Raw genomic sequence first — 23999 nt, forward strand, 5'->3', positions numbered from 1 at the left:
CCCGATCGATCTCGGCGCTGGTCTGTGCGCGACGGGGCCGGGATGAACGCAATCTGGCTGCCGAGCTCAGCCGGTCGGGCGGATCCGGGAACCGGTCCGCCAAGCTGCGCGGCGCGCCGGCACTCGGCGCGCCGTCGACCTTCATGTGCGCAATCTCACGCCCGCGGAACGAGGCTCGCTTGACCCTTTACATGATCATCGTCATGTTTGCGATACATGATGATGATCATGTAAAAGGTAAGGATCGAGCCCATGTCCAGCAAGCCTGCCATCCTGATTACCGGTGCCTCGTCGGGCATCGGTGCGGTCTATGCCGACCGCTTCGCCCATCGCGGCCACGATCTCGTTCTGGTCGCCCGGGACGCCGACCGCCTGGGGGCGCTGGCCGAGCGCCTGCGCCGGGAGGCCGGCGTCGCGGTCGACATCCTCCGGGCTGACCTGACCCGTCCGGCCGACCTCGCCGCCGTCGAGACCCGCCTGCGCACGGATGCCCGGATCGGCGTGCTGGTGAACAATGCCGGCGCGGCGCTCACCGGCAGCTTCGTCGGCCAGGATCCCGAGCAAGTCGCGGCGCTGATCGCCCTCAATACAACCGCTCCGGCACGCCTCGCCGCTGCGGTCGCCCCGCGCTTCGCCGAGGCCGGTGAAGGCGCCATCATCAATATCGGTTCGGTGGTCGGCTTCGTCCCGGAATTCGGAATGGCGGTCTACGGCGCCACCAAGGCCTTCGTGCAGTATCTCAGCGCAGCGCTCCACGCCGAGCTCGGGCCGAAGGGCGTCTACGTCCAGGCGGTCCTGCCGGCGGCGACCCGCACCGAGATCTGGGAGCGCGCCGGACTCGACGTGAACAGCCTACCGGCCGTGATGGAGACGGGCGCCCTGGTGGACGCCGCCCTGGTCGGCTTCGACCTCCGTGAGCCGGTGACGATCCCGCCCCTGCCCGACGCCGCGCAGTGGGACGCGTATGATCGGGCGCGGACCGCGATGATCCCGAATCTCGGCCAGGTCCAACCCGCGGAGCGCTACCGGGCCGCGGGCTGACATCCGGGGCGAATCGCCAGGACGTACCAGGGAACGCCCTGGCGCGGCGCATGCGTGCCCGTCCGTCGGTGCTATGACCACCCGGTGCCGACGGGAGAACGGGCGTGACGCAGGGGACCGAGCCGTATTGTCCGACGCAGACGTGGGAGACCCTAAGGCCCGAGGCCGCCGGGCTCGATGCCGCGGCCCTGGCCGAGGCGATCGCCTATGCCGAGGCGAACGAGAGCCCTTGGCCGCGCAGCCTCTACTACCCGGACGGACGCTATGTCGGCCTGGTCGAGTGGAACGAGCGCGGGCCCTGGAGCGACATCGGCGGGCCGGTGCGACCGCGGGGCGGCCCGGCCGGCGTGATCCTGAAGGGCGGCCGACGCGTGGCCGCCTGGGGCGATACACGGCGACCCGACATGACCTTCTCCATCGCGAAGAGTTATCTGGCCGTCCTGGCCGGGCTCGCGCACGATGACGGGCTGATCCCGGACGTGGATGCGCCTGTTCGGGACAGCGTCCCGGATCCTCTCCTCGAGGGTCCGCGGAACGGCGCGATCACCTGGCGGCACCTGCTGCAGCAATCGAGCGAGTGGCAGGGCACGCTGTTCGGCAAGTCCGACCAGGTCGATCATTTCCGCCAGATCGGTCCCGGGGCGGACAACAGCCGCAAGGGCGAGCGTCGCGCGCTCCAGGCCCCGGGCAGCCATTACGAATACAACGACGTGCGGGTCAACCTGCTGGCGTATTGCCTGATGCGCCGCTTCGGCCGCGCGTTGCCGGAGGTGCTGCGCACGCGGATCTTCGAGCCGATCGGAGCGTCCCACGATTGGGCGTGGCACGGCTACGACAACGCCTGGGTCGAGATCGATGGGGCCCGGATCCAGTCGGTGCCCGGTGGCGGCCATTGGGGCGGTGGCCTGTTCATCGGCGCGGACGACCATGCGCGCTTCGGGCTCCTGATCGCCCACGGCGGCGTCTGGGCCGGACGCCGGCTCCTGTCGGAGCGGTGGATCCGCGCGATGCTGACCCCGTCGCCGACGCTCGCGAATTACGGCTACCTGTGGTGGCTGAACCGCGGTCCGACCGCCAAGCCCGAACTGCCGGAGTCCGCGTTCAGTGCGCTCGGGGCCGGCAACAACGTGATCTGGGTCGATCCGGACCACGACCTCGTCGCCGTCCTGCGCTGGATCGACAAGGCGGCCCTGGACAGCTTTCTATCGCGGCTCGTCGGAGCGGTGCGAGACTAAACGGTATCGGCGCAACGGTCAGATGCCGCGCATGACTTCGACCCAGGTCGGCCAGATAGCATCGACAGCGCGGATAGGCGATGTTCCGACTGGAAGTCGAGCTTCCGTTCCGATACCCTCTCGATAGCGACCGTCGCTGATCGCCGTGATGATGACGGCTGCGGCCGCAAATTGATCGGCTGTCACATCGACGATTGTTTGGTTGGTACGCACCCAAGCATGGCTGTTCCACGTCAGCCCGTCAAAGAAGCCGCATCGATCTCTGGACGTCGGAACACCACTGACGATCACGGCAGAGATATTGGCGTGAGCGAGCGATTTTTGAATGAACAGACTGGATCGGACGCAGGTCCACTGTGATGCGCAGGCCGGAGGCGGCGGCCCCCATCGCGCATGCCACGCGGGCCAGTGCAATTCGAGGTAGACCCGCGCCGCATGCACGATCCGATGAAGCTCGATCATTGGAACTGGTTCATCACTCGACCTCATGCGAAGGTTCGGACCCGTGATCGGTCGTCCGCGGCCTCGGCCCGGACGAAATCGAGGAAGGCCCGGAGCACCGGTCGCATCAACCGACGGCTTGGGTAGTAAAGAAAAAAGCCCGGAAAGCGCGGGCACCAATCCGCGAGCACGCGGACCAGCCGGCCGGAGGCGAGGTCGTCCGTCACCTGCGCCTCGAACACGTAGGCGAGCCCGGCGCCCATCCGCGCCGCCTCCGCGATCAGCCCCATGTCGTCCAGGATCAGGCTTCCGGAGACCGAGACGGTCACGGCCGCGCCGTCCTTCTCGAGATCCCAGCGGAACAGGGCGCCGCCGGCGAAGCGACGGTTGATGCAGGTGTGGTCGTGGAGGTCCTGCGGCGTGCGCGGCCGCGGCTGGTCCGCGAAGTAGGACGGTGACGCTACGATCGCCGCGCACTGAGCGGGGCCGAGCGGGACCGCGATCATGTCCTGCTCCAGGCTCTCAGCGAACCGGACGCCGGCATCGAAGCCCTCCGCCACGATGTCGCGCAGGTCGTCCTGCGCGCAGATCTCGATCGCGATGCCGGGATGCGCGCGCGTGAACGCCACGGCGAGCGGGAGCAGCAGCATCTCGGCGGCCGAGTGCGGTACCGAGAAGCGCAGCGTTCCCGAGAGCCGCTGCTGCGAGGCGGTGGCGGCCTCGACCGCTTCGGTGATCGCCGCGAGCGCCGGCTCGAGTCCGGTGAGCAGGCGCCGTCCCGCTTCCGTCGGGGCGACGCTGCGGGTGGTCCGGGCCAGGATCTGGATCCCGAGGCTCGCCTCGAGCCCGTTGATCGCGTGGCTCACCGCCGAGACGGAGAGCCCGAGGTCGCGGGCCGCCCCGCGGAAGCTGCGGCGCCCCGCGACGGCGGCGAAGATCGCGAGGGCCGGGAGATCGGTGCGTTTCACTGTTGAGCCGGATAGGACAGGCTGCGCTGTAGAGCACGGATTATCCTAAGCGTTGGCCTCGATGCACAGTCGGGACGGGTTCGTCCAAGCGACTCGCGAGAGAACCCACAGGAAAATCCCATGCAACAGCGTCGACTCGGTTCCGAACTCTCCGTCTCCGCCCTCGGCCTCGGCTGCATGGGGATGAGCTTCGGCTATGGCGGCCAGCCGGAGGCGGAGGCCATCGTCACGCTGCGCCGGGCGGTCGATCTCGGCGTCACATTCTTCGATACCTCCGAGATGTACGGGCCGTTCGAGAACGAGACGCTGGTCGGGAAGGCTCTGGCGCCGGTGCGTGACCAGGTGGTCATCGCCACCAAGTTCGGCTTCAAGATCGCCGAGACTGGAGAGGGCCGGGACCGGATCGTCGGCCTCGACAGCCGGCCCGAGCATGTCCGCGCGGTCTGCGACGCCTCGCTGCAGCGCCTCGGCGTCGAGGTGATCGACCTATTCTACCAGCACCGGGTCGATCCCGCGGTGCCGATCGAGGACACCGTCGGCGCGATGGCCGATCTCGTGCGCGCCGGGAAGGTACGCGCGCTGGGCCTGTCCGAGGCCGGCGCGGCCACGATCCGGCGCGCCCACGCGGTCCATCCGATTGCCGCTGTGCAGAGCGAGTATTCCCTGTGGAGCCGTGAGCCGGAGGCCGCGGTGCTGCCGACCTGCGCCGAACTCGGTATCGGCTTCGTGCCCTACAGCCCGCTGGGTCGCGGGCTCCTGACCGGCGCCATTCGAGACCTCGATGGCCTCGGAGCCGACGATTTCCGCCGCACCCTGCCGCGCTTCGAGGCCGAGAACCTGGCGGCCAACCAGAGGCTGGTCGACGCATTGTCCTCCATGGCGGCCGACAAGGGCGTCACACCCGCTCAGCTCGCCCTGGCCTGGGTCCTCAGCCGGGGCGCCGGAATCGTGCCGATCCCGGGCGCCCGCAAGATCCGCCATCTCGAAGAGAATGCCGCCGCTGCGGCGATCGTGCTCAGCGCCCACGACCTCGCCGCTATCGACGCGGCGATGCCCCCGGAGGCGGTCAGCGGCAATCGCTACACCGAGGCCGCGCTGGCGCTTGTGGAGGGGTGATCGCGGCCCGGGAGAAGACGCCTCAGGCCGCCATCGCCGAGACCGTCTCGGCGATGGCGCGCGCCCGCGGGACGAGGCTCGCCACCTCCAGATATTCCTCGGGCGAGTGCGCCTTGCCGCCGACCGGCCCGACCGCGCACAGCGTCGGGCACCCGACGCTCGCGGTGAAGCCGGAATCGGCGCAGCCGCCGGCGAACTCGCCCTCGATCCGGACGCCATGCTGCGCGCTGCCCCGCGCGTAGGTCTCGAACAGCGCGCGCGAGGCCTCGTCCTGCACCAGGGGCAGGAACTCGCCCTTGATGGTCAGCTGCGCCCGGGTATCCGGCACGGTCGCACCGTCCACGATCGCGGCGATCCGGCCCATGGCCGCGTCCCGGTCCGCCGGGGTGACGTAGCGCAGGTCGATCTCGCAGGTCGCCCGGGGCGCCACGGTGTTTACCGACTGGCCGCCCGAGACCAGCCCGACATTCACCGTGATGCCACGGTCGAGATCGGTGATCGCGTGGAGCGCGGTGATTTTGTGGGCGAGCTCGCCGATGGCGCTGCGCCCGTCGGCGTAGTTGCCGCCGGAATGGGCAGCCTTGCCGTGGACCTCCAGGTGCATGAACACACCGCCCTTGCGGCCGGTGACGACATTCCCGGACGGCCGGCCGGGCTCGGCGTTGAGCACCGCGCGGGCGCCGCGGGCGGTCTCCTCGATGATCGGCCGGCAGGCCGGCGAGCCGATCTCCTCGTCGCTCGTGAACAGGCCTACCAGCGGCACCGGCGCGCCACCGGCCTGCTGGTAGGCCGCCAGCACGAAGGCGTTCATGACCAGCCCGGCCTTCATGTCGGCGACGCCCGGCCCGTAGGCGCGGCCCTCCGTGATCCGGAACGGCCGGTGGGCGACCTCGCCCTTCGGGAAGACCGTGTCGCGGTGGCCCATCAGCACGACCGGCCGGTTCGCGCCGCCGGATCCGGCGACCTGCGCCTTCAGCGCGTCGCCGTAATCCTCCACCGGGATGGTGGTGACCGAGACGCCGTGCTCGGCCAGGAAGAACGCGATGCGGGCGCCGACCGCGTCGACCCCGGCCTTGTCGTAGGAGCCGGAATCGATGTTCACCAGCTCCTCGAGCAGGGCCAGCATGGCGCCCTCCTGTCCTTCGAGCCAGCGGATCGCGGCGGCGTCTCTCTCGGTCATCGGGGTCCCTGTTGGTCGGTGCGGCTACTCCACGGTGACCGACTTGGCGAGGTTCCGGGGCTGGTCGACGTCTTTCCCCATGAACACCGCGGTGTGGTAGGCTACCAGCTGGATCGGCACCGCGTACACGATCGGTGCCACCGTGGGGTCGAGGTCCGGCATGGTCACGGTGGCCATGGTGTCGAGCCCGTGCTCGGCCGCGCCCTTGGCGTCGCCGATCAGCACGATCCGCCCGCCCCGGGCGGCGACCTCCTGCATGTTCGACACCGTCTTCTCGAACACCGCGTCGTGGGGCGCGATCACGATCACCGGCACGCTCTCGTCGATCAGCGCGATCGGACCGTGCTTCAGCTCGCCCGCCGCGTAGCCCTCGGCGTGGATGTAGCTGATCTCCTTCAGCTTCAGCGCGCCCTCCAGCGCCATCGGGTAGCTGGTGCCGCGGCCGAGATAGAGCACGTCCCGCGCTTTCGCGACGTCCCGGGCCAGGAGCTCGATCTCCGATTCGCGGGTCAGCGCCTCCGCCATCAGGCCCGGCGCCTTGATCAGAGCGTCCACCAGCCGGCGCTCCCCGGCCTCGTCCAGCGTGCCCCGCGCCCGGCCGGCCGCGATGGCCAGGCACAGCAGCACGGTGAGCTGGCACGAGAACGCCTTGGTCGAGGCGACGCCGATCTCGGGGCCGGCGAGCGTCGGCATCACCACGGAGGATTCCCGCGCGATGGTCGAGGTCGGCACGTTGACGACGCTGAGCGTGTGCTGGCCCTGGCTCTTGGCGTAGCGCAGCGAGGCCAGGGTGTCGGCGGTCTCGCCCGATTGCGAGATGACCAGCGTCAGCCCGTCCTTCTCGAGCGGCGCCTCGCGGTAGCGGGCCTCGGAGGCGACGTCGATCTCCACGGGTAAGCGCGCCACCTGCTCGAACCAGTAGCGCGCTACGAGACCGGCATAGAACGCCGTGCCGCAGGCGGTGATGTAGACGCGGCTGAGCTTGGCGAAGTCGAACGGCAGCGCCTCGGGCAGCATCACTCGGCCGTTGGCCATGTCGACGTAGTGGGCGAGCGTGCGGCCCACCACCTCGGGCTGCTCGTGGATCTCCTTCGCCATGAAGTGGCGGTACTCGCCCTTGTCGATCCGGTAGGCCTGCGTGGCGATCTTCTGGCGCGGGCGCTCGACGCGGGCGCCGGACTGGTCGCGGATCTCGGCGCCGTCCCGAGTCAGGATCGCCCAGTCGCCCTCGTCGAGATAGGTGATGGCGTCGGTGAACGGGGCGAGCGCCAGGGCGTCGGAGCCGAGATAGGTCTCGCCCTGGCCGAAGCCGACCGCGAGCGGCGCGCCGTGGCGGGCGCCGATCAGCAGGTTCTCCTCCCCGGAGAAGATGAAGGCCAGCGCGAAGGCGCCGCGCAGCCGCGGCAGGGCGGCGGCGACCGCGTCGACCGGGCTCATCTGCCGGTCCATGTTGCGGCTGACCAGCTGGGCCACGACCTCGGTGTCGGTCTGGCTCTCGAACACGATGCCGTCGGCCTCCAGCTCGGCCTTCAGCTCGCGGAAATTCTCGATGATGCCGTTATGGACGACGGCGAGGCGCTTGGTGGCGTGCGGGTGGGCGTTGGTCTCGTTGGGCCGGCCGTGGGTCGCCCAGCGGGTGTGGCCGATGCCGATCGTGCCGGTGAGCGGCTCCTGCGCGAGCCGAGCCTCCAGGTTGACCAGCTTGCCCGAGGCGCGGCGGCGCGCCAGCTGCCCGTGCTCCAGGGTGGCGATGCCGGCGGAATCGTAGCCGCGGTATTCGAGCCGCCGCAGGGCCTCGATCACCTGCCCCGCCACCGCGTCGCGCCCGACGATGCCGACGATGCCGCACATGGGATGTCTCTCGCTTTGACGCCCGGGTGGCCGCGCGCGGACGCGCCGCGCAAGCTCCGGGCCGTTCGCTCACCGCCGAGCCGAGCGTCACGTGTACCGGATCAGGGCCGCGCAGGGCCAGCCCCGGCCGAATCGATGCTGATGTGCGCGGTCGCCTCGGCGGTTCTTTTATGAGGGCGCGGGCCCGCGCGTGACGATGGCTGCGTTCCGTCCCGACCAGTGACTGGCGAGTACCGAGCCCGACAGGTTGTGCCAGACGGAAAAGACCGCGCCCGGCAGGGCGGCCAGCGGCGAGAAATAGAGCTTGCCCAGCGCCGCCGCGAGGCCGGAATTCTGCATGCCGACTTCCAGGGCCAAGGTTCGGCAGGTGCCCTCATCGAAGCCGAGCAGGCGCCCGCTCCAGTAGCCGCAGACCAGACCGGCTCCGTTGTGCAACACTACCGCCAGCAGCACGAGTGGGCCGACGGCCGCGATGCTCGCCCCGCTGCCGGCCACGACGGCGCCGATGATCAGCAGGATGGCGATCATCGACACGGCGGGCAGAGCCCGCTCGATGCGCCCGACGAGTCGCGGCGCGAGCCGGTTGAGCGCCAGCCCCAGAGCCACCGGCGCGGCCACGATCTCCACGAGGCTGGCCAGGAGCCCCGCCACGTCCACCGGCACGGCGGCGTCGACGTAGAGGCGCACCAGCAGCGGCGTCGCCACGAGACCCACCAGCGTCGACGCCGTGGCGATCGTCACCGACAGCGCGACATCGCCACCGGCGATGTAGACCATCAGGGTGGAACTCGTGCCGCTGGCGACGCTGCCGACCAGCACCATGCCGGTCGTGAGCTCGGTGCCCATGCCGAGGGCGTGGGCGATGGCCCAGGCGGCGGCAGGCATCACGAGGTAGTGGACGACCACCCCGGCCGCGACCGGCGCGGGCCGGGCCAGGATCCGGCCGAAATCCGCGGGCGTCAGCGTCACGCCGAGGGCGAACATGATCACGGCCAGCAAGATTGCGACGTGCGGGAGCACCGGCAGGAACACGTTCGGCGCGAAATAGGCCGTGGCCGCTGCCAGGACGGCGCAGACGGGAAACAAGCGGTTGAGCAGCATCGTGCGGGTCGATGTCCGGAAGGGCGGCGGCCGTGTCCCAGCTGCGCCGATGTGCGTCAAGCGCAGCCGTCCCGCAGGGTATCGCTGTCGGGTCAAGCTCTCCCTGCCGGGGCGTCGGCGGTTGTTCAGCGCGACCGAATCGAGGGGCGGCTTCCGGGACGGGCGGACCATAGTTCGCGCGACCGGCAAAGGTCGGAGGCTGAACGGCCACCTTAACGTGGTGAACGGACAGGCGGGATCGCCCGCGGGTCGTCATGCCGTGATCGGAGCGTCGCCCCAGCACACATATCCCGACACCCGCCTGCAGGCATGCGCTCAGCATGCCTCCGGTCAATGGTGTGACGTTGTTATGAAAATTGGGACAGGTCTTACTACAATCATCTGGGCCGCTGGCTCTTTGCCTGATCAATTGAGATGCGGCGGATACGGAACGTCCGCTACCTTCGGGGCAGCCGAGGGACGCCGCCCCGAGCCAAAAATGCCGGGCGACCGACATCGGTCGCAATCAACAATCGCACGACTGAGCGGATCGAGAGCCGGCCCCGGATCCGCGGGCGTCAACGCCCCCCGCGCAATGCCTTCTCGGCGAGCAGCGCCGCCCGCTTCAGCTTAGCCCAGCCCGGCTTCACCACCTGTCGGCCACGGGCGATCGCCATGGCGCCGTCGGGCACGGCGTCGGTGATGACCGAGCCGGAGGCCACGTAGGCGCCCTCCCCGACCGTGACCGGGGCCACCAGGGCCGAGTTCGACCCGATGAAGGCGCCGGCGCCGATCGTGGTCCGGTGCTTGAGCACGCCGTCGTAATTGCAGGTGATCGTGCCGGCGCCGATATTGGCCTTCGCGCCAACCTCCGCGTCGCCGAGATAGGTGAGGTGTGCGGCCTTCGCGCCCGGGCCCATCCGAGCGTTCTTGAGCTCGACGAAGTTGCCGAGTTCCGCGCCGGTCTCGAGGACGGCATGGCCACGCAGGCGCACGAACGGCCCGATGCGAACGCTGCCTTCGAGTACGGTGTCGGTGAGGTGCGCGAAGGCCCGCACCGTGCAGCCGTCCCCGACCCGGACGCCCGGCCCGAACACGACGTGCGGCTCCACCACCACGTCGCGTCCGAGGATCGTGTCGTGGCTCAGGAATACCGTCTCGGGGGCGACGAGCGTAGCGCCGCCCAGCATGGCGCTGCGGCGCAGCCGGACCTGGATCGCGGCCTCGGCGACGGCGAGCTGGACCCGGTCGTTGACGCCCTGCGCCTCCGCCTCGTCCACGGGCACGACCGTGACCGAGAGCCCGTCCGCGACGGCGAGCGCCACCGCGTCGGGCAAGTAGTATTCGCCGGCGGCGTTGTCGTTGCCGATGCGCGTGAGCAGCGCCAGCGCGTGCCGACCTCCCAAGGCCATGAGACCGGCATTGCACAGGGTCACGGCCCGCTCGGCCGGGCTCGCATCCTTCTCCTCGCGGATCGCCAGGACCCGGCTGCCGTCGGTGAGCACCCGGCCGTAGCCGGTCGGGGTCGGGCTCTCGAACGCGAGGACGGCAACCGCTGCACCCTCCGCCAGGGGCGCGCGAAGGCGGAGAAAGGTTTCGGCGCTGATCAGCGGGGTGTCGCCGAAGGCGATGACCACGTCGTCGTCGGGGCCTTCGAGCACGGACCGGGCGGCCAGCACCGCGTGGGCGGTGCCCAGCCGCTCGGCCTGCGGGAAGACCTGCGCGCCGGGTGCCTCCCGGGCGATTTCGCCGGCGACGTCGTCGCGGCCGGGCTCGGCCACCACGGCGATCCGGCCGGCGCCCGCCGCCTGCACGGCGGCCAGCACGTGGCCCAGCATGCTGCGCCCGGCGACCCGGTGGAGCACCTTCGGCAGGGCCGAGCGCATCCGCGTGCCCTTCCCGGCCGCGAGCACGATGGCGGTGAGGCTGCGCGGTGGCTGGGCGGTCGGGGTCATCGCGGGTCCGGGCGTCGTGATTCGGCGCGCGACCGATGAGCCGGACGGCGGCGCGGCGCAAGGCCGTCCCGCAGAGTCTCAGCGCAGTGCCAGAGCCCCGTGATGGGCCGAGCCGTGAGCGTAATGCTCGCGGCGGCGCACGATCGAACTCGGGATCCGCAACGATTCTCGGTACTTGGCTACGGTCCGGCGGGCGATGTCGACACCCTCGCCGCGCAGCTTCTGCACCAGCGCGTCGTCGGAGAGCACGTCGTCCGGCGTCTCGCCGTCGACGAGCTGCTTGATCCGGTGGCGCACGGCTTCCGACGAATGGGCCGCCATGCCGGCCGCGCCCGGGATCGCGGCGGTGAAGAAGTACTTCATCTCCAGGGTGCCGCGGCTCGTCCCGATCGCCTTGTTGGAGGTCACCCGGGACACGGTCGATTCGTGCATGCCGATCGCCTCGGCCACGGTCTTGAGGTTCAGCGGGCGCAGATGCGTGACGCCGTGGACGAAGAACCCGTCCTGCTGGCGCACGATCTCGGTGGCGACCTTCAGGATCGTGCGGGCACGCTGTTCCAGCGACCGGGTGAGCCAGTTGGCGTTCTGCAGCGCCTCGGACAGGAAAGCCTTGTCGCCCTCGGCGGAGGCGCCGCGCACGACCCGGGCATAGTAGCTCTGGTTGACCAGCACCCGCGGCAGCGCCTCGCCGTTGAGCTCGACCAGCCAGGACCCGTCCGGGGCGGCGCGCACGAACACGTCCGGGATCAGCACTTCGACGGCGCTCGATCCGAAGGCCCGTCCGGGCTTTGGATCGAGCCTTCGGATCTCGCCCAGCATCTCGACGAGATCCTCATCGTCCACGCCGCACAGACGGCGCAGGGCGGTGAAATCGCGCTTGGCCACGAGGTCGAGACGGGAGACCAGGGCCTGCATCGCCGGGTCATACCGGTCGCGCTCGCGCAGCTGGATCGCCAGGCACTCGGCGAGGTCCCGGGCGGCGATGCCGGGCGGGTCGAAGCTCTGGACCTGGGTCAGCACCCGAGCCACCGTGTCGGCGTCCGCGCCGAGGCGCTGGGCCACGCCCTCCACCGTCTCGCGCAGGTATCCGGCCTCGTCGACCGCGTCGATCAGGAAGCCGCCGATCAGCCGCTCCACCGGATCCCGCGTCGCCAGCTCGAGCTGGCCCGCGAGGTGGTCCCGCAGGGAGATCTCGGCCGTCAGGGCCGCCTCGAAATCCGGCGCCTCGGAATCGAAGCTGCCGCCGCTGCTGCCGTAGGGCGGCGGGGTCAGCGAGAGCATGTCGCCCGCAGAGGATTCCTGGACCTGCGTGGGGGCGTCGTCGGGGAAGACGTTGTCGAGCCGCGCGTCGAAATCGGTCTCGATCTCACCGCGGCTCGGATTGAGCTCCGGCGGCTGCCGCGAATCGGGATCTGATGCGTCGAACGACTCGCCTGAGGCCTCGCTCGACGGACCGGCCGCTTCAGCGTCACCGGTCGCGGGACCCTCGGCTTCGGCGCGTTCCAGAAGAGGGTTCCGCTCCAGCTCGGTCTCGACATAGGCGGCGAGATCGAGATGCGACAGTTGCAGGAGTTTGATCGCTTGCAGGAGCTGCGGCGTCATTACCAGGGCTTGGCCCTGACGCACTTCCAGCCGTTGCACCAAACTCATAAGAGGCCCCAATGCCCTTTCAGCGTGAACGACCGGCCGGGCGACGCTGCCAGCGGCATGGTTATTGCTTGTCGTGCACGATCACCTCTAAACCGATCTCCCGCGCCCGTCAAAGTACGTGGCAGCTCATGGGTGTTGGCAAATGCCTGATCGGGACCGGCTCGTGGTGCCGGAGCCACATCCGATGGGTCTCCAATCTCGTGATGAAGCTTTAACGAAGCTCTTAGCGAGCGCCGCCGCTCAGGAGCAGGTGCGCGTCATCGGTTCAGGCTACCGCAGAAATGTCAGACCACATAATACGACTGAAGCGAGAATTTGTGGAGTAAAAATAGTCAATTGAGCAGGCTTTGCAAGCATTGTATTTGGTATTGTTTAGAAATGATAAAAACTTTAAAGTTAATCATTCCCGGGTGTGCTGCTTCGTCCGCTCTTCGCGAAGGTTTCGGCTGTCTGAAACGAATCTGCGCGATGTTCCGTCCCACCTGCGACAGGGGGGAGCCGGTGGATCGGCAAGAACCTGCCCTCAGGGCTGCCGCCTACGCTGGAGAGATGCGCGAGGATGATTGGTGCAGCCACGCCGTTGGTCGGAGGCGTTGCAATCGAAACAGCCCCCGATGTGGACGGTGGGACTCGAACCCGCACGGCCGTGCGGCGCAAGTTTTCAAGAACCGTGCGGTGAACCTCACGAGCAGCGGATGGCGAGCGACTGGAACGGTATGAGCCGCTCTCGGGTTGGTCAAAGCCGCCGCCTCAACCTGGGGATGTGGCCAGGAGCAAGCGTTTGTTCAAAGTACCGGCACTGACAGCTGGGCTGTTCGCAGCCAGCTTGTTTATCGCACCCATGCAAGCTTCAGCGGCTCAGATCGGCATCGGAGCCGTACCGGAAGCTGCTTCTGCGGTGCAAGAAATCCAGTATGGCTACGGGGGGCCCCGCTTCGGACCCGGCTTCGGCGGTCACCGCCACGGCTATGGCGGCCCGCGCGGCTACGGGCGCGGCTATGGCTATGGGAGAGGGTATGGCCGCGGCTACGGCGGTGGGCGGGGCTACGGTCGCGGTTATGGCCGGGGTTACGGCCACGGATATGGGTATGGAGGCCGAGGAGGCTTCTAAAAGCCCCTACCAAGTCGGTCGTATCGAGTGTGCCCGCATCGGAGACATGGTGGGTGCGGCGCCATGACGAGGTTATCTTCGTCAGCATCCAGGGTATGGCCGACGCGATTTCAGACTCCCCCGAGTTCGAGGTCACAACCTTCGCCCCGCCGGCAGCCGCCGCGCGGGGCTTTTTCGTAGGTCGCCTAATGATCGGTAGGATTGGCGTGATCCCCGTCGGCGGGCGTCTGGACGGCGATCCGTGGAACCGACTTAGGCGGGTGCCGCTTTAACAGCAGAACGCTTTGGCATGAGGTACCCATGACCATCTTTCAGGTGAGGCAGAAGAGCAGCAGGGCAGTGCTTTGGACGGGTAAGGCTGAGAGTGCGGATCGCGCACTCGATGTTGCCGCGCAGGCTGCCGGGTACCACGCTTTCGCCGATCTCCCGGAGGCCTTGCGGTCCAATATGGCCGCCGAGGCCGTGAAGATCTGAAGATCTCAATTCGGTTGAGAAAAGCCCGCCCGGCTCAGCGCCGCGGCGGGCTTTCCTTTGTGTGCATCTGCGATCGATGCTCACCGGGTCTGAGGCTTATCCCCAGCGGCGTTGGATCGGAGAAGCCCGCCCGGTTCGCCGGCGCGGGCCTTTCGCGGCCGGTCACTCAGGACCGTGCCGACGCCTCTCGATCAACAGCTCAGCTTACGGCCTTCCGCCATGCCGACCTTCCGGTAGTGTTCCAGACCGGACTTGATTGCTCGACCAATGACCGCCCGGCGCACGTCCGGGTTACAGCGCAGATACTCCGCCTCGTTGAAAGCGTAGTCGCCACGCTGGCCTCGCGATCCTCGGTCGTTATCCCGATCGTAATCGCGGCGGTCACGATCGCCATAGCCCCGGTCGCCATACCCGCGATCTCCGTAGCCCCTGTCGCGGGAGCCATAGTCGCCGCGATCGTAGTCGCGCCCGCCATAGGGCTGTGCGAAGGCCGGAGCCACGCTGCCCAGCAGTGCCAGACCCAAGACGGCCGCTGAAATCACCTTCATTCGGTTTTCCTCCCCATTGCGAGGCTAGAACGCTTTCGGCGAAGGGTGGTTCGATGAAGCGGTCGCCTTCGCGATCGACCGACCCCAGAAATGGTCTGCCCCTGGGGCAGATGGAGCCGAGGCCGAGCGCACAACGCGGGAGCGTCAGCCGGCGTGGGCAAACAGCCCCTCACTGTTTCTGGCAGGCGTTCGGAGGGCTCTGGAGGGCAGCTTTCGCTTTCGGATCGCCCTCGAAGGCGCTCTCGACCAGGAGCCCGCATCGCGAGGTCGGCTTGTCCAGATACTGGCTCGCCACATCGCCGACGCATGCCGAGCAGAGGCCAATCCGCGCCAGGGTGTCTTCCGAATCATACCGACGCAGCTGCCCTGGCGTGAACTTTTCGCGGATGATGTCGACGGGATAATAGGTCTCCTCGTCATCTTGGTCGTTCGATTTCGGGCCGATCTTGCAGTTGGTGAGGCGCAACGCCTCGACCGTCTCGCCCTTCACAGTCAGGTGGGTCGGGTAGCAGTGGCCGCCGTGGGAGCAGAACACGGCCCGCTTCGTCGCCTTGTTGATCCGGTACTGCGTGATGCCGCCATCGAGCTCGCCCTTCGCCAGGATCGCGTCAGGCGCTTCCATGGCCGGGACGTCGCGCAGCGCGATCGCCTCGCAGTCGTCCCATGCGTAGGCCCTATCGTTGGCCCCACCGGTGGCGGCGGCGAAGGCGAGGGCGGCGAGGGCGGTGCGCATCCCGGTAGGATTACCCGAGGCCCGATTTCCGGCAAGCCATCCAGGACGGCGCGCAGCCGAAAGAATGCGCGGCACCCTCCCAGGCGCTGAACAGACGGCAAGGCCGAAGGGCGCTCGAAGCGCCTGATAGCGCTGGCGTTCTTCAACGCGATCCACAGCTCTCCACCACCGTGTCGCCGGCCGAGTTCGCGCCCCGCTGAACCGCGCGGCCGGATCTGGCATGTTCCGCCTTCGTTCCAGAACGGAGGCGATGGCGGTGGGGTCTCTGCGGGATGTTTTGCCCGGGCGGGTCTACGTGGATTGCTCGTCCTGCAAGCGATCCGGCCGGTATTCGGTCGCGAGCCTCCGGGAGCGGTTCGGGCCCGATGTGTCGACGCTCGATATCCTGCGCATCCTGACGGCCTCGTGCCGGTACCAGCGCCCGCCCGGCTCGCCGCCAGCGCGGAAATACGAGCACCTGTGTCTGGCCGCGATCACGCTGCCGCCGCCCGCGCGTCCGACGACACCGGTCCCGCCGGGCGTGCCCTTCACCATCGAGGTCTGGAAGGAAACGGGCGGCTGCGTCGAGGCGCAACTCGCGGTGATCTATCCGATCGCCATGGCGCGGGCCGCGTTCGAGACCGCGTGCGAGCTGTGGCCGAAGCACGAGGTCACGCTTCGGGATCGCTGTCGGATCGTGGCGCGGCGAGAACGGCCGGAACCGCCCGCCAGCGCGGAATCTGCCGCCGCACCTCCTCCCTGATCGCCAGGCCTTCAGCTTCAAGGCGCGCCAGCCCCAGGGTAGCCTCCCTGCCCCGGTCCCCTCCTCGGATCCCCACACGTTCAGCGATTTGCCTGGCGGTTGCGGGTTCTCTCGTGAGCACGGCGAGGATCCGGGCTCGGGTGTCCTTGCGCGGCCGCGCGCCGGCGCGTGCCGCTACTGCAGCCTCCCGGTCGTCGCCGCCGCGATGCAGTGACCTCGATCTCGGACGTCTTGATGATCGTCACCACAGCCTCGAAGCCAGAGCCGGTCGGGGTGAACGCCACATCGACGGTGCAGATGGGCTTGGCAAGCGCCGCGAGCCCATTGCACGGGCCGATCAGCTTCTCGGCCATCGCATCTGTCGTCCCGCCGAGCCCGGACGCATCCAGCCGGAGGCGTCGACCGTCTGCTTCCGCCTCGCACACGAACCCATCGCGGCCTGAATCGACGCACCGGATCCCGCGGACCGCAACTGCCTGGCCTCTATAGCCTTTTGGATCGTCTGAGCCTGTGCCCTATCTGCAGCGACAACGAAGGCGAGGACTGCAAGGGCTGTGCGCATGGTAGCATAACAGTCGCGGCGCGGGCGCTAGCAAACGGGTCAACGATGGCGTGCCGCGGGTTTAAGTCCCGTTGGGCGTGCAGCAGGGCCAAATCGTTTCCCCCTGCCATCGCAGGGATCGTCCACGCGCCAAATCGGCATTGCTGCTGGTGGCTTCAGTTCTTTCTCGGGCGAGATCGTCATGCCACTGAGCATCAAGCCTGATTCGAAGCTCGGTCTCGGATCCCGGAGCGGCGTCGCTCGCAGATCATTTGGCAGCGTGCGGGCGATCGAAGTCCCAAGGGGCATGAGCGCCGGCCATCACGCAGCTTTTGCTGTGACCCCGGATAATACCCCGACCGGTTCGGCCGGGTACCCCGAAACCTGCCCAGTGTTGGTGCGGACGGCGGGACTCGAACCCGCACAGCCTTGCGGCCGCAAGATTTTAAGTCTCGTGCGTCTACCGGTTCCGCCACGTCCGCATGATCCCCTCGGTAGCCGCGACGGGGCACGCGATCAAGCCGGGGGCGTCCAGCTGTACAGCCAGGCGTAGCGGTCGCGCATGCCGTCGGGGCCGAGGCGGGCCATCACGGCGTTGCGGGCGAGGCCCACGAGGCCGCCGGCGTGGTAGGTCCGGCCGTTGGCGCGGGCGGCCTTCTGAACCCGCCGGACCCGGGCGGTGCGGTCCGTGGCGTAAGCCGCGAGCGCCACCGGGACGTCCGCGTGGTCGGTCAGCGACCGCGCCAGCACGGCGGCATCCTCGATCGCCAGGGCCGCGCCCTGGGCCAGGTAGGGCAGGACCGGATGCGCGGCGTCGCCGATCAGCGCGACCCGGCCTGAGGCCATCGGATGGGCCACGGCCCGGTCGGCGAGCGACCAGACCAACCAGGAATCGGGCAGGCCCAGCAGGTCGCGCAGCGGCCCGGCGCAGCCGCGGAAATGGGCGCGCAGCACGGCGGGCTCGCCGAGGCGGCCCCAATCCTCGTCGCCCACCGCCTCGGGCACCACCGCCACGACGTTGAGGAAGCGCCCGCTCCGCACCGGGTAGTGGACGACGTGCCGTCCGCGGCCGAGCCACAGGCCGGTGGCCGGGCCCTGCAGCGCCTCCGGCACCGCCTCGCTCGGAATCAGGGCGCGCCATGCGGCCGCGCGGCCCGGCCGGATCGGAGCCGCGTCGAGATGGCCGCGCAGGCGCGAGCGCAGGCCGTCGGCGCCGATCACGAGGTCGAACGGCAACGCCTGCGCGCCGCCGCTGCTGCTCTCGGCGGTCAGGACGGCGCCGGCACCGGTCTCGGCCAGCCCGGTGATCGCGCGGCCCATCATTAGCCGGATCGCCGGGCGGCTGCGCAGGGCGTCGAGCAGCAGCGTCTGGAGGTCGGCCCGGTGGATCACGTAATAGGGCGCACCGAAGCGCTGCTGCGCCGGCCCGCCGAGGCTGACGCCGCCGATCCTCCGGCCGCTGTCGAGGGCGCGGACCTCGACCGCCGGCGGCTCGCTCGCGGCCCGGCGCAGCGCCGTCGAGAGGCCGAGGCCGGCCAGCACCCGGCTGGCGTTCGGGGAGACCTGGATCCCGGCCCCGACTTCGCTGAAGCCGGTGCGGCGCTCGATCACCGTCACGGAATGCCCGGCATCCGACAGCGCCAGGGCGGCGGTCAGACCGCCGATCCCGGCCCCGACGATCCCGATTTCAAAGGGCGTTCGACTGTCCGTGGGCAATGTGGGGTGTGCTACTCCGCGGCGACCGTGGCCGCGTCGTGCCAGACGCAGGCCTGCGGATCCGCCTCGTCGGCCTTGAGGCCGGCACGGTAGCGATAGAGCGTCGAGCAGTACTGGCAGATGATCTCGGTGTCGGCGCCCATGTCGAGGAACACGTGCGGGTGATCGAACGGCGGCAACGCGCCGATGCACATGAATTCCTTCACCCCGACAGCGACCACCGGGACGCCCGGCTCGTTGTGGAAGTGCGGTACCGCCTTGCCTGCCATACGGCCCTCGCCTGCCCCAGACCCGTCTACGGGGCGAATCTGCCCGGGCATCCCCGGGCGCCACGATCCCGCTTATGCCGCCAGCCCCGCGGCCCGCGCAAGCCTCCCCCGCCGCGCGTCCGCGCGCCGTTCCGCGCATGCGGCTTGGCCTGCCGCGCCGCGCACCGTACATATGCAGGACACCCGCTCTCCGACGCCGCAAAAAGTCTCGACGATGCAACAGGAACAGGCCACCGCGCAGGGTACGCGCCGGGCGCCGGAGCCGCCGATCCACGGCCCGGAGGGATTCGAGGGCATGCGTCGGGCCGGGCGCCTGACGGCCGAGGCTCTCGATCTGCTGATGGAGGCGACCCAGCCCGGCGTCACCACCGAGGAGCTCGACAAGCTCGCCTACACCTTCGCGATGGATCACGGGGCCTATCCCGCGTCGCTGCTCTATCGCGGCTATCCGAAGTCGATCTGCACCTCGATCAACCACGTGGTCTGCCACGGCATCCCGAACGACAAGCCCCTGCGCGAGGGCGACATCGTCAACCTGGATTGCTGCCTGATCCTCGACGGCTGGCACGGCGATTCGAGCCGGATGGCCTATGTCGGCGAGGTTCCCCGCAAGGCGCAGCGCCTGTGCGAGATCACCTACGAGGCGCTGATGCGCGGCGTCGCGGCGGTGAAGCCGGGCGGATCGACCAACGATATCGGTCGGGCGATCCAGACGTTTGCCGAGAGTGAGCGCTGCTCGGTAGTCCGCGACTTCTGCGGCCACGGGCTCGGGCGGATCTACCACGACGCGCCGACCATCCTGCACTACGTCGAGGCGAGCTACGACGTGCCGCTGAAGCCGGGCCAGTTCTTCACGATCGAGCCGATGATCAATCTCGGCCGCCCGGCCGTGAAGGTCCTGGGCGACGGCTGGACCGCGGTGACCCGGGACCGCTCGCTCTCGGCCCAGTTCGAGCACACCGTGGCGGTGACCGAGACCGGCGTCGAGATCTTCACGGTCTCGCCGAAGGGGCTGCATCAGCCCATCAACCCGGCGGCCTGACCGGCCATGGCTGCGGACGACGGGGCGGCCGGGCTGTTCCCCGGGAGCGCCGCGCCGGTCGCCAAGGAGCCGCCGCATTTCCACGGCCATCGCGACCGCCTGCGGGAGAAGTTCGCGGTAGCCGGAGCCGAGGCGTTGCCGGACTACGAGCTTCTGGAGCTCGTCCTGTTCCGGGCGATCCCCCGACGGGACGTGAAGCCCCTGGCCAAGGCCCTGGTCGCACGGTTCGGCAGCTTCGCCGAGGTCCTGAGCGCCGAGCCGGCCCGGCTGATGGAGGTCGAGGGCGTGAGCGCCGGGGTCGCCGCCGACCTCAAGCTGATCGAAGCGGCGGGACGGCGGCTCGCCCGCGGCGCGCTGCGCGAGCGCGCGGTGCTCAATTCCTGGAGCGCGCTGAGCGAGTACCTGCGGGCCACCATGGCGTTCGCGGCGCGCGAGGAGTTCCGCATCCTGTTCCTCGACAAGCGCAACCACCTGATCGCCGACGAGGTCCAGGGCCGCGGCACGGTCGACCACACGCCGGTCTATCCCCGGGAGGTCGCCCGCCGGGCCCTGGAACTCTCGGCCACCGCGATCATCCTGGCCCACAACCACCCGTCGGGCGATCCCAGTCCGTCCACGGCCGACGTCGCGATGACTCGCGAAATCGTGTCGGTGCTGGCACCACTGAAGATTGTAGTGCACGACCATATCATCCTGGGTCGAAACGGACATGCCAGCCTGAAAGGCCTCAAGCTGTTCTGATCTTCCGGCCGACTTGAGCGTTGGTGCCCGCGCGTATAGCCCTGCTGGGTGGCGCGTCTCTTGCCTGAAGAGCGGGAGCGTTAGGGAGAATCGGAATGGCGTTGACGGCCTTCGACGAGATGAACGGGATCGGCAACGGCGCCGCCGACCCGGCCGCCGTCCGCGACGCCTATGGCAAGCTGAAGACCTGGCTCGAGACCACGCCGCCCGAGCATTTCAACACCCGCCGCAGCCAGGCCGAGTTGCTGTTCCGCCGGATCGGAATCACCTTCGCGGTCTACGGCGACAACGAATCGACCGAGCGGCTGATCCCGTTCGACATCATCCCGCGGGTGATCACCAAGCCGGAGTGGGATTTCCTCGAGCGCGGGCTGAAGCAGCGGGTGACCGCGATCAACCTGTTCCTGAAGGACGTCTACGGCGCGCAGGAATGCATCAAGGCCGGCATCATCCCGGCCGACCTCGTCTACCGCAACGCCCATTACCGGATGGAGATGCGCTCGTTCCGGGTCCCGCACGACCTCTACGTCCACGTCGCCGGCATCGACATCGTCCGCACTGGCGAGAAGGACTTCTTCGTCCTGGAGGACAATGCCCGGATCCCGTCCGGCGTGTCCTACATGCTGGAGAACCGGGAGGTGATGCTGCGGCTGTTCCCGGACCTGTTCTCCAAGCACCGGGTCGCGCCGGTCGAGAACTACCCGGACGCCCTGCTGGCGACCCTGCGCAGCCTCGCACCGGGCTCCACCACGCGCGACCCCACGGTGGTGCTGCTGACCCCCGGCCGCTACAACTCGGCCTTCTACGAGCACTCGTTCCTGGCCGACAAGCTCGGTGTCGAGCTGGTGGAGGCGTCCGACCTCTTCACCAAGGACGACGTGGTCTACATGCGCACCACCGAGGGGCCGCGCCGGGTGGACGTCATCTACCGCCGCCTCGACGACGACTTCCTGGATCCCCTGGTGTTCCGCCCCGATTCGGTCCTCGGCGTGCCGGGCCTGATGAACGCCTACGAGCGCGGCTCCGTGACCCTGGCCAACGCCGTGGGCACCGGCATCTCGGACGACAAGGCCGTCTACAGCTACATGCCGGAGATCGTGAAGTTCTTCACCGGCGAGGAGCCGATCCTGCACAACGTGCCGACCTATCGCTGCCGTGAGAAGGAGTCCTTCGCCTACGTGATGGACAACCTGTCCCAGCTGGTGGTGAAGGAGGTCAACGGATCGGGCGGCTACGGCATGCTGGTCGGGCCGCATGCGAGCAAGCGCGAGATCGAGGATTTCGCCAAGAAGCTCAAGCATGCCCCGGACGGGTTCATCGCCCAGCCGACCCTGTCGCTCTCGACCTGCCCGACCTTCGTGGCCTCCGGGGTCGCCCCGCGCCATGTCGACCTGCGGCCGTTCGTGCTGAACGGCGCGGACCAGATCCGCATCGTGCCCGGGGGGCTGACCCGCGTCGCGCTGAAAGAGGGGTCCCTGGTTGTCAATTCCAGCCAGGGCGGTGGTACGAAGGATACCTGGGTGCTCGACGCTTAAGGTCCCCAGCGCTTCCACACTGCCAGACGCGCCGCCTGCCGCCGAGCCGATCCGAGTTCGCACACCATGCTCTCCAGGACTGCCGACAACCTCTTCTGGCTCTCACGTTACGTGGAGCGCGCCGACTTCGTCGCGCGCATCCTCGACGCGGCGCACCGGCTCGCCTCGCTGCCGACCAGCTATGGTGGCGGCGAGACCAACGAGTGGGAATCCGCCCTCGCCTCGGCCGGTGACCCGGACCTGTTCAAGCCGCATTACAGTGTCGTGAATGCCGACACGGTCTGCGACTTCCTGGCCTTCAGCCCGCACAATCCTTCGTCGATCCGCTCCTGCATCGAATCGGCCCGCGAGAATGCCCGCTCGGTGCGCACCGCGCTCACCACCGAGATGTGGGACGCGATCAACGGCGCCTGGCTGGAGCTGCGCAACTACGCCGGCAAGGAGCTCAGCCGCGACGAGTTCAGCCGCTTCCTCGACTGGGTGAAGACCGTCTCGCTGACCTTCGACGGCTCGGCCTTCCGCACCATGCTGCGCAACGACGCGTTCTGGTTCACCCGACTCGGCACGGCGATCGAGCGGGCCGACAACACCGCCCGCATCCTCGACGTGAAGTACCAGATCCTGCTGCCGCAGAACGAGACGGTCGGCGGCAGCCTCGACTACTTCCAATGGACCACGATCCTGCGCGAGGTGTCGGCCTTCAACGCCTATCACTGGGTCTATCGTGAGAGCGTCAAGCCGCTGCTGGTGGCGGACCTCCTGATGCTGAACAAGCAGATGCCGCGCTCCTTCGCCAATTGTTACAGCGTGATCGTCGAGTATCTCGACCTCGTCGCCGACGCCTACGGCCGCCGCGGCCCGAGCCAGCGCCTGGCCGGGAACATGCTGGCCAAGCTCGACAGCGAGGATATCGACCGTGTGTTCAACTCCGGGCTCCACGAGTTCGTCGAGGCGTTCATCGTGGAGAACAACAAGGTGGGCGAAGCCATCGCGAAGCAGTATCTGGTCGGGTAGCGCATCGTCCCGGGGGTCGGATCCGGGGCGATGCGCCGAGCGTATGACGACGCATCATCGTCGCCCGAGCGCCGGCGAGACCGGTTCGGGCTGATGCAATCGGAAAGACAGACAGGCCCGGCGCATGCGCATCCGCGTGGTCCACGAGACCATCTACACCTACGAGCACCCGGCCCGCGGCCTCGTCCAGGTCATGCGCCTGACGCCGAGGGACCATGACGGGCAATATGTCCGCACCTGGCGGATCGACACCTCCATCGACGGGCGGCTGACCGCCCGCGAGGACGGGTTCGGCAACATCGTCCACTGGTTCACCCCGGACGCGCCGGCCGACGCGCTGACCATCCGGGTCACCGGCGCAGTCGACACCGAAGATACCCACGGGGTGGTCCGCGGCACGGTCGAGCGCTTGCCCGACGAGTTCTACCTGCGGGACACGGATCTCTGCACGACGAGCGCGGAACTGCAGGTCTTCGCCGAGCGGGTCGCCACCGACGGCGACAGCAAGCCGCTCTCGGTGCTGCACCGCCTGCGCGACACCGTTCCTCAGACGGTGGTCTACGAGCCGGGGCCGGCCGCCAACGGCGTGCCCGCCGCCACGGCATTTGCCGCCGGCAAGGGCATCTGCCAGGACCTGACCCACGTCTTCATCACCGCCGCCCGCCACCTCGGCATCCCGGCCCGCTACGTCGCGGGCTACCGCGCCCGCGGCGACGGCCAGGCCGATGTCGAGGCGCCGCACGGCTGGGCCGAGGCGCTGGTGCCGGATCTCGGCTGGGTGGCGTTCGACGCCTGCTACCAGGACACCCCGTCCGACGGCACGATCCGTGTCGCCTGCGGGCTGGATTATCTGGGCGCCGCGCCGATCCGCGGCAGCCGCACCGGTGGCGGAACCGAGACACTGGACGTCAAGCTCCGCGTCGAGCAAGGCAGGGACGCCGCACAGTCCTGAGTCCCTGCCTAATTCTTCGCCTGATCCTTCGCCCGTTTCCCTGAAGGGCGGGCCGCCGGCTCGG

General features: G+C 68.8%; 22 protein-coding genes and 1 tRNA gene. 10 read left to right on the forward strand and 13 right to left on the reverse strand.

Annotation, left to right across the window (positions count from 1 at the left end):
- The first annotated feature begins 252 nt into the window (after window positions 1–252).
- Entirely contained in the window at window positions 253–1041 is a 789-nt protein-coding gene (locus tag FV242_RS02330) for an SDR family oxidoreductase (RefSeq protein ID WP_147937809.1), read from the forward strand.
- 104 nt (window positions 1042–1145) lie between these two features.
- Window positions 1146–2276 (forward strand): serine hydrolase, encoded by a 1131-nt coding sequence (locus FV242_RS02335; protein ID WP_147937810.1) that lies wholly within the window; start codon window positions 1146–1148, stop codon window positions 2274–2276.
- A gap of 18 nt (window positions 2277–2294) precedes the next feature.
- Here the strand turns inward: FV242_RS02335 and FV242_RS02340 are convergent, their stop codons facing one another.
- Complete coding sequence (locus FV242_RS02340; RefSeq protein ID WP_187278310.1) at window positions 2295–2738, reverse strand: lasso peptide biosynthesis protein; 444 nt, start codon at window positions 2736–2738, stop codon at window positions 2295–2297.
- 23 nt (window positions 2739–2761) lie between these two features.
- Window positions 2762–3685 (reverse strand): LysR family transcriptional regulator, encoded by a 924-nt coding sequence (locus tag FV242_RS02345; RefSeq protein ID WP_147937812.1) that lies wholly within the window; start codon window positions 3683–3685, stop codon window positions 2762–2764.
- A gap of 120 nt (window positions 3686–3805) precedes the next feature.
- Between FV242_RS02345 and FV242_RS02350 the strand changes: the two genes are divergently transcribed.
- Window positions 3806–4801 (forward strand): aldo/keto reductase, encoded by a 996-nt coding sequence (locus FV242_RS02350; protein ID WP_147937813.1) that lies wholly within the window; start codon window positions 3806–3808, stop codon window positions 4799–4801.
- A gap of 22 nt (window positions 4802–4823) precedes the next feature.
- Here FV242_RS02350 and FV242_RS02355 read toward each other — a convergent pair whose 3' ends face one another.
- From FV242_RS02355 to rpoN, 5 genes are all read right to left on the reverse strand, one after another.
- The gene (locus FV242_RS02355; RefSeq protein ID WP_147937814.1) at window positions 4824–5981 is read right to left on the reverse strand and encodes a M20 family metallopeptidase; all 1158 of its coding nucleotides are present in this window, start codon (window positions 5979–5981) and stop codon (window positions 4824–4826) included.
- A 24-nt stretch (window positions 5982–6005) separates the two neighbouring features.
- On the reverse strand, window positions 6006–7832 hold the full coding sequence (gene glmS / locus FV242_RS02360; protein WP_147937815.1) for a glutamine--fructose-6-phosphate transaminase (isomerizing): 1827 nt from the start codon (window positions 7830–7832) through the stop codon (window positions 6006–6008).
- Window positions 7833–8000: 168 nt separating this feature from the next.
- Complete coding sequence (locus tag FV242_RS02365) at window positions 8001–8933, reverse strand: bile acid:sodium symporter family protein (protein ID WP_147937816.1); 933 nt, start codon at window positions 8931–8933, stop codon at window positions 8001–8003.
- Window positions 8934–9490: 557 nt separating this feature from the next.
- On the reverse strand, window positions 9491–10867 hold the full coding sequence (glmU, locus tag FV242_RS02370) for a bifunctional UDP-N-acetylglucosamine diphosphorylase/glucosamine-1-phosphate N-acetyltransferase GlmU (protein WP_147937817.1): 1377 nt from the start codon (window positions 10865–10867) through the stop codon (window positions 9491–9493).
- A 78-nt stretch (window positions 10868–10945) separates the two neighbouring features.
- Window positions 10946–12517, reverse strand: a complete 1572-nt coding sequence (gene rpoN, locus FV242_RS02375) for an RNA polymerase factor sigma-54 (RefSeq protein ID WP_147937818.1) — start codon at window positions 12515–12517, stop codon at window positions 10946–10948.
- 1411 nt (window positions 12518–13928) lie between these two features.
- Between rpoN and FV242_RS34300 the strand changes: the two genes are divergently transcribed.
- Entirely contained in the window at window positions 13929–14102 is a 174-nt protein-coding gene (locus tag FV242_RS34300; protein WP_187278311.1) for a hypothetical protein, read from the forward strand.
- A gap of 191 nt (window positions 14103–14293) precedes the next feature.
- On the opposite strand, the gene FV242_RS02385 is transcribed toward FV242_RS34300, so the two are convergent.
- Both FV242_RS02385 and FV242_RS02390 read right to left on the reverse strand, forming a co-directional pair.
- Complete coding sequence (locus tag FV242_RS02385) at window positions 14294–14650, reverse strand: hypothetical protein (RefSeq protein ID WP_147937819.1); 357 nt, start codon at window positions 14648–14650, stop codon at window positions 14294–14296.
- Window positions 14651–14819: 169 nt separating this feature from the next.
- Window positions 14820–15383 carry a hypothetical protein gene (locus tag FV242_RS02390; RefSeq protein WP_147937820.1) on the reverse strand — a complete coding sequence of 188 codons (564 nt, stop codon included), beginning with the start codon at window positions 15381–15383 and terminating at the stop codon, window positions 14820–14822.
- 367 nt (window positions 15384–15750) lie between these two features.
- Between FV242_RS02390 and FV242_RS02395 the strand changes: the two genes are divergently transcribed.
- Window positions 15751–16125: a hypothetical protein gene (locus tag FV242_RS02395; RefSeq protein WP_246692574.1), complete on the forward strand. Its 375-nt coding sequence runs from the start codon at window positions 15751–15753 to the stop codon at window positions 16123–16125.
- 80 nt (window positions 16126–16205) lie between these two features.
- Here FV242_RS02395 and FV242_RS02400 read toward each other — a convergent pair whose 3' ends face one another.
- The 4 genes from FV242_RS02400 to FV242_RS02415 all read right to left on the reverse strand — a co-directional run bounded on the left by FV242_RS02400 (window position 16206) and on the right by FV242_RS02415 (window position 18651).
- Window positions 16206–16478, reverse strand: coding sequence for a hypothetical protein (locus tag FV242_RS02400; protein WP_147937821.1), 273 nt, complete (start codon window positions 16476–16478; stop codon window positions 16206–16208).
- Between the two features lie 583 nt (window positions 16479–17061).
- Window positions 17062–17148, reverse strand: a tRNA-Leu gene (locus FV242_RS02405).
- A gap of 34 nt (window positions 17149–17182) precedes the next feature.
- A complete protein-coding gene (locus FV242_RS02410; RefSeq protein WP_147937822.1) occupies window positions 17183–18382 on the reverse strand; it encodes an FAD-dependent monooxygenase in 1200 nt (399 codons plus the stop codon).
- Between the two features lie 11 nt (window positions 18383–18393).
- Window positions 18394–18651, reverse strand: coding sequence for a zinc-finger domain-containing protein (locus tag FV242_RS02415; protein WP_147908938.1), 258 nt, complete (start codon window positions 18649–18651; stop codon window positions 18394–18396).
- 214 nt (window positions 18652–18865) lie between these two features.
- Between FV242_RS02415 and map the strand changes: the two genes are divergently transcribed.
- From map to FV242_RS02440, 5 genes are all read left to right on the forward strand, one after another.
- A complete protein-coding gene (map, locus tag FV242_RS02420) occupies window positions 18866–19693 on the forward strand; it encodes a type I methionyl aminopeptidase (RefSeq protein ID WP_147908939.1) in 828 nt (275 codons plus the stop codon).
- Between the two features lie 6 nt (window positions 19694–19699).
- Complete coding sequence (gene radC / locus FV242_RS02425) at window positions 19700–20434, forward strand: DNA repair protein RadC (RefSeq protein ID WP_147937823.1); 735 nt, start codon at window positions 19700–19702, stop codon at window positions 20432–20434.
- A 95-nt stretch (window positions 20435–20529) separates the two neighbouring features.
- Complete coding sequence (locus tag FV242_RS02430; RefSeq protein WP_147937824.1) at window positions 20530–21969, forward strand: circularly permuted type 2 ATP-grasp protein; 1440 nt, start codon at window positions 20530–20532, stop codon at window positions 21967–21969.
- Between the two features lie 66 nt (window positions 21970–22035).
- On the forward strand, window positions 22036–22983 hold the full coding sequence (locus FV242_RS02435) for an alpha-E domain-containing protein (RefSeq protein WP_147908942.1): 948 nt from the start codon (window positions 22036–22038) through the stop codon (window positions 22981–22983).
- A 124-nt stretch (window positions 22984–23107) separates the two neighbouring features.
- Window positions 23108–23935: a transglutaminase family protein gene (locus FV242_RS02440; RefSeq protein ID WP_147908943.1), complete on the forward strand. Its 828-nt coding sequence runs from the start codon at window positions 23108–23110 to the stop codon at window positions 23933–23935.
- Window positions 23936–23999: the final 64 nt, after the last annotated feature.

The organism is Methylobacterium sp. WL64 (genome assembly GCF_008039945.1).
Lineage (GTDB): Bacteria > Pseudomonadota > Alphaproteobacteria > Rhizobiales > Beijerinckiaceae > Methylobacterium.